The organism is Rugamonas sp. FW305-51, assembly GCF_058786935.1.
In genome coordinates, this window is the sequence record NZ_JBYSZG010000007.1 from 1 (window position 1) to 13864 (window position 13864).

Sequence of the window (13864 nt, forward strand, 5' to 3'; positions counted from 1 at the left end):
GTCATCGCAGCAAGGCGCCCGACCACATCGTAGGCATATCTCACTGCGATGTTGTTCGGCAGAATAACGAGCGTCCGTTTGCCATCGTCGTCGTAGGAAAACTGCACGGCTTGCGCCACGTTGTTATTGGCCGGCCCCGCGTCCTGATCGATGCGTGTCAGCCGGTTGCCGTCGTCGTAGGTGTACCGGATCACCGGCTGGCCAGACACGGTGGTCGTCTTGCGCAAGCCGTTCGAATAGTAAGTGTAGGAAACCGTGCCCTTGGTTGAGCCAGCGGTAATCAGGCGGTCGAAGTCGTCATAGGCGAACGTCAGCGCACCAGTCTGGGAGTCCTGCGCGCGCGTCAGGCGTCCCGCGACATCATACGTGTACGCTACGGAACTGCCGTCGGCGTAGGTAATCGAAGCCAGCCTGTCGCGGTGGTCGTAGGCATACGAACGGGTCTTGCCATTCCTGTCTGTGACAGTCGCCAGGTTGTGGTTCGCGTCGTACGTGTACGTTTCCGCTTGCTGGAGCGGGTCTGTGTAGGACTGGACGGCATTGCGCGCATCGAATGTGAACGCATGGATAGCTCCCCTGGCGTCGCTCACCTGCGTCACGTTGCCATTGGGGTCGTAAGTGGTCGAAGTGACGCCGGCAACATAAACAGGAACATATCCCCAACGCGACAAAATCTCTGCCCCTAGGCTTAATCAGCGACCGCATGTACAGTCTCCTTGTCAAGCGGCGACCGATGGCATCATAGGTGAAGCTGGCGATCCACAGCTAACGATGATCGGCGATTACATTCAATCAATTTGCAATACTTGAATGAAATTCAGGATAGTCTTGTATTCGCGCCATATGTACACACTTTGTAACATTGCGCAATTACCACATGTTAGTTACAAACCTGTTGACTGGATTGCGAAACCGGCCTTGCGTCGAAACCCGGAAACATCTGATCGGATCCAGTTACGCGCCTCGACGGCCAGATCGGACAATTTAAGCCTTACCGGCAAGCTGTCCGATTTTGCCCCCATATAACCGGACACAGCCTATCGCTTAGTTACGCCGCTTACCTGCGCCAGGGCAGCGCCGGCCGTGCCACCTTACGGCAAAGAACAGCGTCCGGAACCGCACCGCCAGGTTCCGGACGCGCCGTCAACCCGCTGCCGCTGCAGCCGCCGCCACCGCCTGCCGGGCCGCCGGCATGAGCGTGACCACGCCGACGCTCGTGCCGCTCACATCCGTCTGCACCGTCATCTGCAACGATGCCAGGCCCGGATGCTCGAACACCAGCGTGTAGGACCGCGCTTCATCCGGCAAGGCGTCGAGCTTGAAGTCGCCGAACCAGTCCGTCACCGCCTGCGCCACCTGCGCCCCGTTGCGCAGCAGCGTCACCGTGCAGCCTGGCAGGCAGTCCGGCTTGCCGCCGTCGAGCTGGACCACGCTGCCGGCGACGAAGCGCCGGTTCATGCGGTGCAGGTTCTTGTAGTAGACGCGCGGCGCGGTGCCGAACTCGGGCCGCGAAACTTCCAGCCCTTCCTCGCGCACCACGGCCTGCATGTGCGCATCGCTCACCTTCAGGGCGCGGAAGGCGCCCGTCGGGCAAGCCTGCTGGCAGCGCGGCTCCTTCCAGCCCGCGTCGAGCAGGTGGGCGTCGAAAATCCAGATCTGCGGCAGCTGCTTTTCCTCGTTCCACTGGATCGCGCCATGGGGGCACTTGTCCACCAGGTCGCGCCGGCCGGCCGCCTTGAACGGGTCGATCAGCACGATGCCGTCGGCGCGCTTGGTGACGGCGCCATCGGCGTCCTCCGCGCAGCGCGGGTGGTCGCAGTGGTTGCACATGGTCGGCATGTAGGAAATATCCATATGCTCGTCCGTACCGCGCACGTTGCGGCGGATGTCAATCAGCGGCTTGGCCTGCTTGCCCTGGGCCGCCGCATAGCCGGGAAAATCGTTGCCCACGTGTTCATCGAGCGAGGCCAGGGTGCAGTTGGCGCAGTTGTTGCACTGGCCTACATCGACGATCAGATTCCATTTTTCCATGATAGTTCTCCCTTTTTAGGCGGCGGCGAAGCCGGCCTCATCCCAACGTTCCACCTCAACCAGGCATGACGTTGCCATGCCCTCCGTGCCTTTCATCATGCGGCGGTCCGACGTCAGCAGGTTCAGGCAGCCGCCGCGGTCCACCATGCCTTTGGCGGTCTGGATGAAGTCCACTTCGGCGCTCGATTCATAACCCTTGATCACGCCCGGCCGCACGGCAGGCAGCAAGTCGGCCACGCAGATGACGGCGCCGCGGTCGTTGTACAGGCGCACCAGGTCGTGCTGGGCAATGCCGCGTTGCGCCGCGTCCTCCGGATTCAGGTTGATGACCCAGTAGGGATAGCCGTTGACCCGCACCCGGTGCTCGGCCACGGCGTTGAGGAAGCCATCCTTGCCGTCGTGGTGCGTGTGGAAGCTGTAGCGCGAGTGCGACGACACCATCTGCAGCGGGAAGCGCGCCACCAGTTCCTTGGTCTGCAAGCCTTCCCACGAGGGGATGTAGCGGTTCAGCGGCGGCCGCTCCTCGCTGTCGGGACAATTGCGCTTGAGGGACTCGGGCACGAATTCGATCTTGCCGGACGGCGTTTGCAGGCCGACGCCAAATTCCTCCGCATATTGCGACGGCAACGGGCTGGGCTCGGGCACATCCTTCTTGCGCCCTTCCGCGTACCATCGCATGTACGCCGGTTCGTGCAGCGCTTCCGAGGCGGCCGGCGGCACCACGTAGTAACCCTTCTCCAGGAATTTCTTCCATGAGATTTTTTTCGGCAGGTCCGACGAGTCGAACACCCGCTTGCACCAGTCCAGCTCGCTGCAACCTTCGGAGAACACGGCGCCCAGGCCCATGCGGCTCAGGATGTCGAGGAAGATCTGGTAGTCGGACTTCGATTCGCCCATCGGTTCGATGCACTTGTGCTGCATCACCATCATGCGGTGGTTGAGCTGCGCCTGCGAGTCGTGGGCATAGCCGCCGGCGCCGGCCCATTCGCCGATGTCCCACCGCTCCAACGCCGTGCAGGCCGGCAGGATCACGTCGGCGAACTTGGCTTCGCCCTCGAACCAGACCGACTGGTTGACGACGAACTCGAGCGAAGGATGGCGGTACGCCGCCACGAAGCGTCCGGAACGGGCAATGGTGCCGAACGACGAGCCGCCGTAGCGGTACAGCATATGCACCTTGGAATAGCCCGGCATCGGATAGCTGTACGGCGCGAATTGCGCTTCGAGCGTCATGCCGTCCCACAGGTGGCCTTCGCAGTGGCCGTCGATGATGGCCTCCGGGAAGCGCTGGCGCGGGATCATCTGCTTGACGGGATTGGCCGTCAGCACGTGCGGCATGCGGGTGTAGTTGTAGAGCGCCGAGGCGGTCCAGTTCAGTTCGCCCGAAATGCCGCCGTCCGCGTAGCCGGGGAAGTAGAACGAGAAGTCCAGCGGCGTGCCGATCTGCATGCCGCCGATGTTGCTGCCCGGCTTGCCCCAGCCCTGCATGGCCGCCATCATGATCATGCAGCGCGCCCACTGGCCGCCGGTGGCGTTGCGGCCGGCGCCGCCCAGGCCCGCGCCGCCAGGCATCAAATGGGTCTTGCGCGTGCCCCACAGCCGGGCCAGCGCCCTGACCGTGGCGGCCGGTACGCCCGTCTCGGGTTCCTGCCATTCCGGGGTCTTGGCGACGCCGTCTGTCTTGCCCAGCAGGTAATCGTGCCATTCGTCGAAGCCGGTGGTGCGGGTGCGTACGTATTCCTTGTCGTACAGGCCTTCTTCCACCCATACGTACATGATGGCCTGCGCCAGCGCGGGATCGGTGGCGGGGCGCGGCGCGATCCACTTGCCGCCCAGCAGCTGGGCGGTGGCATTGAACACGGGGTCGATATGCACCGACGGAATGCCCAGGTCCCGGGTCCACAGGCGCCGCTCCGTGCCCTCGGAGCCGGCGTAGGCGCCGCTGGTCTTTTCGGGGTCGCTGGACCAGTAGACCAGCAGTTCGGCGTGCTTGAGGCAGTCTTCCGCCACGCCGTAGGGGCCGGGGCTGCCCACCCGCAAGCTGTTGCCGAAATGGTGCATGGCGCCCCAGTACCAGCCTTCCCACGAGTCGGGGTTGGGGTGGACCCGCGTGAAGCCGAGCAGGTTGCCAAAGCGCAGCATCGCGCTCAGGTAGTAGCCCACGTTGCCCCACGAGTGGTGCGAGCTCTGGTAGATGGCCATGGCGCCGGGGCCGTACTGGCGCTTCATGCGCTTGATTTCGCCCGACACGATGTCGAGCGCCTCGTCCCAGCTGATGCGCACGTAGTCCGAGATGCCGCGGTTGTGGACGTTGCGCTCGCCGTTGACGTCGAAGTCCACCCGCTTCATCGGATACAGCAAGCGCCGCTCGGAATACACCAGCGACTTCAGGCTCAGCGCATGGGCGCTGACGGTGGCCTGGCGGCGCGGCGTGAAACTGCGGCCGCGCGCGCGCAGCGTCCAGCTGGCCGCGTCGTCCCCATCGAGGTCGATCGGCGTGGTGCGCACGATGCGCCCGTCCTTGACGTACACGAACAAGGGGCCGCCGTTGGTGTTGGTGGTGTAGCGCATGGTGCCGTCGGCCATCTTGCGGCCCGCCTGCAGCCCGGCCGTCTGGATCATGTTCAGCATTTGCATGAACCAGACCACCAGTTCGTCGCGGCCATCGACCACCACCTTGAAAGTCTTGGCCGCGTGCACGACATCGGCTTGCCTGACCGGCGGCACCATGAACATCAGTGCCGTGGCCAGGTCGCGGAAGGTCATCGTCACGTCCGGCTTGGGATGCTGGCCGGCGCGCGAGGTGACGCGGCCGCCCCGGAATACGTAATGCCGGGCAATGCTGCCGTCGCGCAGCCGGATCTGGGCCACGCAGTTGCGGCGGCCCATGAACGCCGCCATGGCCGTACTGCGCAGTGCCGTCAGCCGCAGCACGTGCGTGAGGGAATAGAGGATGGCCCTGAGCGTGAGCTTTTTCATCTTGTCTCCGTGTTGTTTGTTTGACATTGAACGTGCCCGGCACGGAACAGCTTTGTATCTGCTTGCCGGGCGGGCGGGTTTTCCATTTGCTTGATCTGAGTCAGGTATTCATATTGACGCAGTCGTCAGTATGACAGATGATTCAGCCAATGGGAAGCGATGTGTGACGGCTAACCGGCAGCGGCCGGTCTGCGGCGCCCGCCCCGGACAACGATCACTGACAAGGAGACAGGCATGGACAGGAAATTGCAGAAGACGGACCAGGCGCAAACGACGGCGGCGCAGGACAGCGTGTTCAATCGGGTACGCATGGGGTACGCGGTCATCGAATCGCGCCAGGCGGGCGCCTGGCAGCAGCTGCTGGGCGAGGCGCTCGGCATGCAGGTCGCCACCCTGCCCGACCACAGCGTGGCGGCCCGCATGGATGACCATGAACGCAGGCTGATCGTCGTGCCCGGCCCGGCGGAAGACCTGGTGGCGCTTGGCATGGAACTGGCCGACGAGCAGGCGCTGTCCATCGTGCTGCAACGGCTGACCCGGCGCGGCATCGACGTCAAGCAAGCCACGGCCGCGGCGGCGCAACAGCGGGGCGTGCGGAACTTCTGGCACTTCACCGGCCCCAAGGGACTGAAGCTGGAACTGTATTGCCAGGCCATGCTGGCCGACACGCCGCCGCGCATGGCCACCAGCGCCTTCGTCACGGGCGACCAGGGCTTCGGCCACGTCGCCATGTCCACCCGCCGGCCCGACCAGATGAAGCAGTTCTGGCGCGAAATCTTCGACATCCGCCATACGGACGACGTGCACTACACCATCAGCGGGGTGCCGATGCTGTTCGAGTTCATGCGCTTTAACGAGCGCCACCATTCGATCGCCTTCGTCTACACGCCCAAAATCAGGCTGGACCCGATCCGCACCCGCATCCAGCACCTCGAAGTCCAGGCCGCCACGCTGGACGACCTGAGCGCCGCCTGGGACCGTTGCCGCGCGCTGGGGCTGAAGATCGCCATGGGCGTGGGCCAGCATGCGAACGACAAGGCCGTCTCGTTCTACGTGGCCACGCCGTCCGGCTTCGACATCGAGTTCGGCTGGAATCCGCTGGTGGTGGACGAGGCCAGCTGGAGCCCCGCCATCTGGAAGCACATCAGCACCTGGGGCCACCATTTCGACGGGCAGACCCTGGCCGGCCGCATCGGCCAGCTAAGCCGTGGCGTGGCATCACTGCTACGCAAGGAATACCTGCCGGCCGGGTTCTGAGCGGGCCGGTGCCGGATCGCCGATTTTTCCGCGCCGTTGCGCCGCCTTCCCTCCGGCTGCGCTACACTGTCCGACACACCTGTGACGGCCATCCCGATGATCGCGAAGAACCTGCCAGAACTGATCGCCCTCAAGCGCCTGATCGACGAAGGCGGGCAGCACTTCGAGGTGGCGGCGCCGTGCGCGGTCGACATCGACGGCCGCCAGTTCCCCGTCTACACGCTGGCCATCGGCAATCCGTCGCCGGACGTGCCGGCGCTGGGTTTTTTCGGCGGCATCCACGGCCTGGAGCGCATCGGCACCCAGGTCGTGCTGTCGTTCCTGGAAAGCCTGCTCACCCGCCTGCGCTGGGACCGCACGCTGCACCACCAGCTGGCCCACATGCGCCTGGTGTTCATGCCGCTGGTGAACCCGGGCGGCATGTGGCGCGCCACCCGCTGCAACCCGCAAGGCGTGGACCTGATGCGCAACGCGCCCGTCAACGCGCTGGAAAAAGTGCCCTTCCTGCTGGGCGGCCAGCGCTACAGTCCGCACCTGCCGTGGTACCGGGGCGCGCCGGACGCGCCCATGGAACCGGAAAGCAGCGCCGTGTGCGGGCTTGTAGAACGGGAGTTGCTGTCGCGTCCGTTCAGCATGGCGCTCGACTGCCATTCCGGCTTCGGCCTGCGCGACCGCATCTGGTTTCCCCACGCCCACACGGCCACCCCCATCCCGCACCTGGCCGAGATCGGGGCGCTGGAAGAACTGTTCAGCCAGAGCTATCCCAACCACAACTACGTGTTCGAACCGCAAAGCCGCCAGTACCTGACCCATGGCGACCTGTGGGATTACCTGTACCTGAGCGGGACGGGCAGCGGCGAGCGCACGTTTTTACCGCTGACGCTGGAAATGGGCTCCTGGGCCTGGGTCAAGAAGAACCCGCGCCAGCTGTTCAACCGGCTCGGCATCTTCAACCCCACGGCCACCCACCGGCTGCAGCGGGTCTTGCGGCGTCACCTGGTGTGGTTCGATTTCCTGATGCGGGCCGCGGCCAGCCACGGCCACTGGCAACCGCAAGGCCTGGCCCGCAAGGCCCAGCAGCGGCGCGCGCTGGCGCGCTGGTACGACTGATGGGCACCTGGGTCCTGCTGCGCGGCCTGATGCGCGAACAGCGCCACTGGGGCGATTTTCCCGCCCAGCTGGCCCGGGCGCTGGACGGCGCCGCCATCGTCACGCCCGACCTGCCCGGCAACGGCAGCCGCCACGCCGAGCCCAGTCCCGTTTCCGTGGCCGCCATGGTCGACGCCTGCCGCGCCCGGCTGCGGGCCGACGGCCAGCTGCCGCCCTACCGCCTGCTGGCCCTGTCGCTGGGCGGCATGGCGGCTGTGGAATGGGCCAGCCGCTATCCGGACGAGGTGGACGCTTGCGTGCTGATCAACACCAGCATGCGGCCCTACAGCCGCTTCCACCAGCGCCTGCGCTGGCGCAACTACCCGGCCATCGCCGGCCTGCTGCTGCGCGGCGGCGTGGCGCGCCAGGAAAGCCTGATCCTGCGCCTGACCAGCCGCGACGACCATGGCGGCGACGACCTGCTGCAGCGCTGGCTGGCCTACCAGCACGAACGTCCCGTGCGCCGCGCCAACGCCCTGCGCCAGCTGTGGGCGGCGGCCCGCTACCGGGCCCCGGCCAAGCCGCCGGAGGTGCCCGTCCTGATCCTGTCGAGCGCGGGCGACCGGCTGGTGTCGCCGTCGTGCTCGCTGCGGCTGGCGCAGGCGTGGGTGGCGCCGCACCGGGTGCACCCGGACGCCGGCCACGACTTGCCGTTGGACGACGGGCCGTGGGTGGCGCAGGCCGTGGTGCAGTGGCTGCGTGCGGCGTCCGGTGACGCCGCCGCCCAAGGCACGCCGGCCAAAGCCGGGTAAAATAGCGGCCCGGTCCGCGCCAAGCGCCGGACCATTACTCCATCGCACCAAATGAATCTGTCCTCTCCCGCCCTCGCCTGCCGCCCCGGCTGCGGCGCCTGCTGCACCGCGCCCTCGATCACCAGCCCCATCCCCGGCATGCCCAACGGCAAGCCGGCCGGCGTGCGTTGCATCCAGCTGGCCGAGGACAACCGCTGCCTGATCTTCGGCCACCCCGAGCGCCCCGCTTTTTGCGCCGGATTGCAACCGTCGGCCGAGATGTGCGGCGCGACGCGTGAACAGGCCATGCTGTGGCTGGCCGAGCTGGAACGGGCCACGGCGCCGGCCTGATCCTGCCCGCCCGCATGGTCACGGCACTGGCCCGCCCCTACCGGCCGCCTGGCCATGGCCGCCCGCGGCGCGGCATCCATGCCACAGCCCGGCGCCCGTCCCGGCCCGGCCGGCGTATCATTGCCGTTAGCAGACGATGGAGGCCATCATGGAACGCGAACGGGCAAAGGCTGGCGATGCGGTACGGCCGATCGGCTGGCATCGCAAGATGCTGGTGGTAAAGACAACACCGGGCCACACCGGCATGGGCGACGATGACGAGGTGCTGTGCCGCTGGCTCGACAGCGACGGCGAACACCAGCAAGTGTTCAAGGCCGGCCAGCTGGAAGTGTTGACCACGGCCGCCCAGGCCCGCAATCCGGGCATGCGCACCGTGCGCTGAGCGCGGCGGCCGGCCCATGGGGCCATGCACGGCGGCCACCGCCCTCGCACGTGCCGCCACGGACAAAAAAATGGTTCTTCACGGATTAGCGGGAGACTGCACGGAGCTCGAGGTACCGGTCTTCGTTTTCGTCCCGCTGTCTAATTCGGTCGAAACTATGCAAATCCCCGCTAATGGCGTCCAGAATTTCCGGGGCGCCAAATTCTGTAGACCGTAATCGCCTCCGCAAAGCAACACTGGGAGTGGTTTAGACTTTTCTGCCCTTCGGCTTAGACCTATGTGGAGAGGCACAGGCAACTTATAGCCTGCTTAGCCTTTCCTCAGACCGCGCCCTGCAATTGGCGGCACGGATCCAGTAATCGTCCCCAGGAAAACGTAGCCAGATGAAGCGCCACGCATTGCGTCCTTGGGCACGAGCTCGGTCACGAAGACATCGGGCTTGACGCCGGGGCGCGTATCCATCAAATGGAATTCCAGGTTCAGGAAATCCGCTACGGGCAGGTAGACAGCTTGTTTGGCTTCGTATGTCATGATTCGCTCCAATTAGATGAGTCTATAAATTGGACAGCGGCATCGGAAGTTGGTTCGCTTTAGACTTTTTCATCAAAATACGCGACCCGACTAGACTCCGGGCCCATATTTCATGGACGGTTCTGGACTGGCGCTTGGAAATTCAAGGCCGAATTAGCCGCAAGCGGATCGCACTGGACCGAATTAGACCATAGGGCGGGAGTGCCGAAACCTGACATGCACCCCAAAGGCGCTCCCGGTAATCCGTGAAGAACCAAAAAAATCCATCCTCCTTGCGCCCGATTCAGAATGGCGGCGCCCCGGCATGGTAAGCTTCGACCCCGCGCAGCGCAGGCGCCCGCGCCGGACACCGTTTCCTCCATCAAACTAATTCGAAACAGCACCAACATTCATGGATATCATTCTCGCGCTCAAAGCCCTCGTCATGGGCCTGGTTGAAGGTTTTACCGAGTTTCTGCCCATTTCCTCCACCGGCCACCTGATCCTGGCCGACAGCCTGCTCAACTTCACCGGCATGGAAGAGAAGATGAAAGTGTTCGAGATCGTGATCCAGGCCGGCGCCATCTTCGCCGTCTGCTGGGAATACCGGGCCCGCATCGCCGCCGTGCTCAGCGGCCTGTTCAGCGACCGCAAGCAGCAGCGCTTCGCCATCAACGTCTGCATCGCCTTCCTGCCGGCCGCCGTGCTGGGCGTGGCGTTCAACAAGGCCATCAAGGCCGCCCTGTTCAAGCCGGTGCCGGTGGCGCTGGCCTTCATCGTCGGCGGCCTGGTGATCCTGCTGGTCGAGCGCAGCGAAGCGAAGAACCCCGGCATGGCCCGCATCACGTCGGTCGATGACATGACGCCGCTCGACGCCATCAAGATCGGCATCGCCCAGGCCTTCGCCCTCATTCCCGGCACCAGCCGCTCCGGCGCCACCATCATGGGCAGCATGATGTTCGGCCTGTCGCGCCAGGTGGCCACCGAATTCTCGTTCTTCCTCGCCATTCCCACGCTGCTGGGCGCCACCGTCTATTCGCTCTACAAGGAACGCGCGCTGCTGTCGGCGGCCGACCTGCCGCTGTTCGGCATCGGTTCGGTGGCCGCCTTCGTGTCGGCCTTCCTGTGCGTGCGCTGGCTGCTGCGCTACATCAGTACCCACACCTTCACCTTCTTTGCCTGGTACCGCATCGTGTTCGGCCTGGTGGTCATCGCCACCGCCCACTACGGCCTGGTGCAGTGGGTGGACTAAGCCAGACCGAGGCAAGCATCATGACTGACACCAGCACCCACGCCCTGCAACTGCTGCAGACCGTTTTCGGCTATCCGGCCTTCCGCGGCCAGCAGGCCGAGATTGTGGAACACGTGAGCACGGGCGGCGACGCGCTGGTACTGATGCCCACCGGCGGCGGCAAGTCGCTGTGCTACCAGATCCCGGCGCTGGTACGCGACGGCGTGGGCGTGGTGATCTCGCCGCTGATCGCGCTGATGCAGGACCAGGTCGACGCGCTGGCCGAGGTGGGCGTGCGCGCCGCCTTCCTCAACTCGACCCAGACCTACGAGGAAGCGAACCGCATCGAGCGCCTGGTGCGCACCGGCCAGATCGACCTGGTGTACGTGGCACCGGAACGGCTGATGACGGAGCGCTGCCTGAACCTGCTCCAGGATTCGAACATCGCCTTGTTCGCCATCGACGAGGCGCACTGCGTATCGCAATGGGGCCACGACTTCCGGCCAGAGTACATCAAGCTGTCGGTGCTGCACGAGCAGTTCCCCAACGTGCCGCGCATCGCCCTCACGGCCACGGCCGACCAGCAGACCCGCGACGAGATCGTGCACCGGCTGCAGCTGGAGGACGCGATGCAGTTCGTGTCCTCGTTCGACCGGCCCAACATCCGCTACCAGATCGTCGAGAAGGCCAACGGCCGCAAGCAGCTGCTGGACTTCATCACCGGCGAGCATGGCGGCGACAGCGGCATCGTCTACTGCCTGTCGCGCAAGAAGGTGGAGGAGACGGCCGAATTCCTCAACGAGAACGGGGTGCGGGCCATGGCCTACCACGCCGGCATGGAGCACACCAAGCGCGCCGCCAACCAGGCCCGCTTCCTGCGCGAGGAAAACATCGTGATGGTGGCCACCATCGCCTTCGGCATGGGTATCGACAAGCCGGACGTGCGCTTCGTGTGCCACCTCGACCTGCCCAAGAGCATCGAGGGCTATTACCAGGAGACGGGCCGCGCCGGCCGCGACGGCATGCCCGCCAGCGCCTGGATGGCCTACGGCCTGCAGGACGTGGTGCTGCAGCGGCGCATGATCGACGAGTCGGAGGCCGACGAGACCTTCAAGCGGGTGCTGGGCATGAAGCTCGACGCCATGCTGGGCCTGTGCGAAACGCTGAGCTGCCGGCGGGTGCGCCTGCTCGACTACTTCGGCGAGCGCTCGGCGCCGTGCGGCAACTGCGACACCTGTTTGATCCCGCCCGTGTCGTTCGACGGCACGGTGCCGGTGCAAAAGCTGCTGTCGGCCATCTACCGGGTCGACCAGCGCTTCGCGGCCGGCCATGTGATCGAGGTGCTGCGCGGGGTGGAGACGGAACGCATCAAGACCTGGCACCACGACTCGCTTTCCGTGTTCGGCATCGGCGCCGACCGCAGCGAGCAGGAATGGCGCGCCATCCTGCGCCAGGTGATCGCGCTGGGGCTGGTGACGGTGGACCACGAACAATACAGTTCGCTCAAGCTGACCGACGCCGCGCGCCCCGTGCTGAAGGGCGGCCAGAAGGTGCAGCTGCGCCAGTACCAGAAGCCGGTCAAGCAGAAGCGCCCCACCACGGCCTCCAAGGGTTACGTGGAGAGCGACCTGTCGCCGCGCGAACAGGCCATCTTCGACAAGCTGCGCTGGTGGCGGGTGGAGACGGCGCGCGCCCACAACGTGCCGGCCTATGTGATCTTCGTCGACGCCACGCTGCGCGAGATCGCCAAGGCCCGTCCCACCTCGCTGGCCGAGCTGCGCGGGGTGTCGGGCGTGGGCGAGAAGAAGCTGGCCTCCTATGGCGAGGAACTGGTCGCCATGATCTCGGAGATGGACTAGGCGTCAGCAACCCGACGCCGACGCCCGGCGCCGGCGCCCCGCGGACAATCAATAGGCGTTGGGATCCTTGGCCATCATGCAGCCATCGAGCCCGTTCAGCAGCTTCTGGTTGAACCAGGTCAGCGTGCCGGTCTTGCGCACGCCGCGATCGGGGTCGTTCAGGTACACCTGGCCATTGCTCACGCCCGTGAGGACGATCACGTGGCCGAATCCGTACCAGGTGCCGGCGCACCACAGCGGCCCCTGGGCCTTCAGCAGTGCCAGCAGGTCGTCGTTGCTGTAGGTGTTCTTGGAAGGCAGGCGATTCAACCCCGTCTTGCCCGCTAGCGTAATAAAAGCCTGGGCCGAGACGGCCAAACCCGTGTTGTCGTTATAGACGGGAATGACGGTGTTCATGGGGCCTTGCCGGCCCGATTTGCCCTGCCAATACAGCCAGATCATCATGGCGCTGGTATGCCAGCAGCACATGGACTTTTCCTGCGCCAGCAACGGAACATCCAATCGAAGTTCAGACATGACTACCTCCTTGGGCTAGGGCGCCGGACCAGGGATCGGCGCGGGCACGGCGAACGGAGCATCGACATCGGCCGCCAACGAAAAAAGCGGATGACGTTCAGGGTATGCGAGCGGCGGCCTGAATTCAACCATAGCCCGATTCCGCTCGGACAATTACAACAGGGTAGCGATCATGAAAAAAATTCATGAAGAAATTAACCTGGCGACATCATAGCGCGCCATGCCCCGCGCAAGCCTCACACAAAACCACAGGGGAAACGCGGAGCGGATAGGCTTGACGGGAAAAACGGGTAGGAAGACCGCGCTTCCGTTAAGATGACGGCCTTTACCCGAACAAGCCCGCCATGGAATACGCCCTCCCCCTGCTGATCGTCGCCGTGACGGCGCTGCTGGTCTACGCCATCATCAAGACCAACCCCGCCAAGCCGGCGCCCCTGCCGGCGCGCGCGGCCGGGCCGTACGTGCCCCAGCTGCCGGCGGCGGCGCCGGCCCTGCACTGGTCCGACAAGGGCCGCTTCCTGGTCGAGGTGGTGAACGAATCGCGCTACCAGGCCACGCTGAAAGAACTGGCCGGCGACCATGGCGAACAGGCGGCCGCCGTCCCCTACCTGGCCACGCTGGTGCCGGACGATCAGAATGCTTATGAGAATACGGCGGTGGCGGTGTTTATCGATGGCCGCATGGCGGGCTATCTGGCGCCGAAGGAAGGGCTGCAATTCCGCCAGCGCCTGAAGTTCAAGGAGATTGAAGGCCAGCCCACCACTTGCGATGCGCAGGTGCGCGGCGGCAGCATGTGGCAGGGCCGCCACCTGGCCTATGTGGTGGTGCTCGATATCGAGCCGCTGGACTGAGCGGCGCTATCGTCGGC

The 13864-nt window shown here is 65.1% G+C and carries 12 protein-coding genes and 1 pseudogene; 8 read left to right on the forward strand and 5 right to left on the reverse strand.

The window, feature by feature from the left end:
• From AC3WOS_RS07125 to AC3WOS_RS07135, 3 genes and pseudogenes are all read right to left on the reverse strand, one after another.
• A pseudogene (locus AC3WOS_RS07125) lies at positions 1–671 on the reverse strand (hypothetical protein); the annotation flags it as partial.
• Positions 672–1143: 472 nt separating this feature from the next.
• Positions 1144–2031, reverse strand: a complete 888-nt coding sequence (locus AC3WOS_RS07130; protein WP_492715187.1) for a 4Fe-4S dicluster domain-containing protein — start codon at positions 2029–2031, stop codon at positions 1144–1146.
• 15 nt (positions 2032–2046) lie between these two features.
• Positions 2047–5010 carry a molybdopterin-dependent oxidoreductase gene (locus tag AC3WOS_RS07135; RefSeq protein WP_492715188.1) on the reverse strand — a complete coding sequence of 988 codons (2964 nt, stop codon included), beginning with the start codon at positions 5008–5010 and terminating at the stop codon, positions 2047–2049.
• Positions 5011–5244: 234 nt separating this feature from the next.
• Between AC3WOS_RS07135 and AC3WOS_RS07140 the strand changes: the two genes are divergently transcribed.
• The 5 genes from AC3WOS_RS07140 to AC3WOS_RS07160 all read left to right on the forward strand — a co-directional run bounded on the left by AC3WOS_RS07140 (position 5245) and on the right by AC3WOS_RS07160 (position 8880).
• Positions 5245–6267, forward strand: a complete 1023-nt coding sequence (locus AC3WOS_RS07140; protein ID WP_492715189.1) for a VOC family protein — start codon at positions 5245–5247, stop codon at positions 6265–6267.
• A gap of 96 nt (positions 6268–6363) precedes the next feature.
• Entirely contained in the window at positions 6364–7377 is a 1014-nt protein-coding gene (locus tag AC3WOS_RS07145) for a M14 family zinc carboxypeptidase (RefSeq protein WP_492715190.1), read from the forward strand.
• Entirely contained in the window at positions 7377–8168 is a 792-nt protein-coding gene (locus AC3WOS_RS07150) for an alpha/beta fold hydrolase (protein ID WP_492715191.1), read from the forward strand. The genes AC3WOS_RS07145 and AC3WOS_RS07150 overlap by 1 nt, the downstream gene beginning before the upstream one ends.
• A 51-nt stretch (positions 8169–8219) precedes the next feature.
• Positions 8220–8498: a YkgJ family cysteine cluster protein gene (locus AC3WOS_RS07155; protein ID WP_492715192.1), complete on the forward strand. Its 279-nt coding sequence runs from the start codon at positions 8220–8222 to the stop codon at positions 8496–8498.
• A gap of 148 nt (positions 8499–8646) precedes the next feature.
• Positions 8647–8880 carry a hypothetical protein gene (locus AC3WOS_RS07160; protein WP_492715193.1) on the forward strand — a complete coding sequence of 78 codons (234 nt, stop codon included), beginning with the start codon at positions 8647–8649 and terminating at the stop codon, positions 8878–8880.
• 309 nt (positions 8881–9189) lie between these two features.
• On the opposite strand, the gene AC3WOS_RS07165 is transcribed toward AC3WOS_RS07160, so the two are convergent.
• The gene (locus AC3WOS_RS07165) at positions 9190–9411 is read right to left on the reverse strand and encodes a hypothetical protein (protein WP_492715194.1); all 222 of its coding nucleotides are present in this window, start codon (positions 9409–9411) and stop codon (positions 9190–9192) included.
• Between the two features lie 391 nt (positions 9412–9802).
• Here AC3WOS_RS07165 and AC3WOS_RS07170 point away from each other — a divergent pair, with 391 nt between their 5' ends.
• Both AC3WOS_RS07170 and recQ read left to right on the forward strand, forming a co-directional pair.
• Positions 9803–10642 (forward strand): undecaprenyl-diphosphate phosphatase, encoded by an 840-nt coding sequence (locus AC3WOS_RS07170; protein ID WP_492715195.1) that lies wholly within the window; start codon positions 9803–9805, stop codon positions 10640–10642.
• A gap of 20 nt (positions 10643–10662) precedes the next feature.
• Positions 10663–12480, forward strand: coding sequence for a DNA helicase RecQ (gene recQ / locus AC3WOS_RS07175; RefSeq protein ID WP_492715196.1), 1818 nt, complete (start codon positions 10663–10665; stop codon positions 12478–12480).
• A gap of 48 nt (positions 12481–12528) precedes the next feature.
• Here the strand turns inward: recQ and AC3WOS_RS07180 are convergent, their stop codons facing one another.
• A complete protein-coding gene (locus AC3WOS_RS07180; RefSeq protein WP_492715197.1) occupies positions 12529–12996 on the reverse strand; it encodes a papain-like cysteine protease family protein in 468 nt (155 codons plus the stop codon).
• 344 nt (positions 12997–13340) lie between these two features.
• Here AC3WOS_RS07180 and AC3WOS_RS07185 point away from each other — a divergent pair, with 344 nt between their 5' ends.
• Positions 13341–13847: a hypothetical protein gene (locus AC3WOS_RS07185; RefSeq protein ID WP_492715198.1), complete on the forward strand. Its 507-nt coding sequence runs from the start codon at positions 13341–13343 to the stop codon at positions 13845–13847.
• Positions 13848–13864 lie beyond the last annotated feature (17 nt).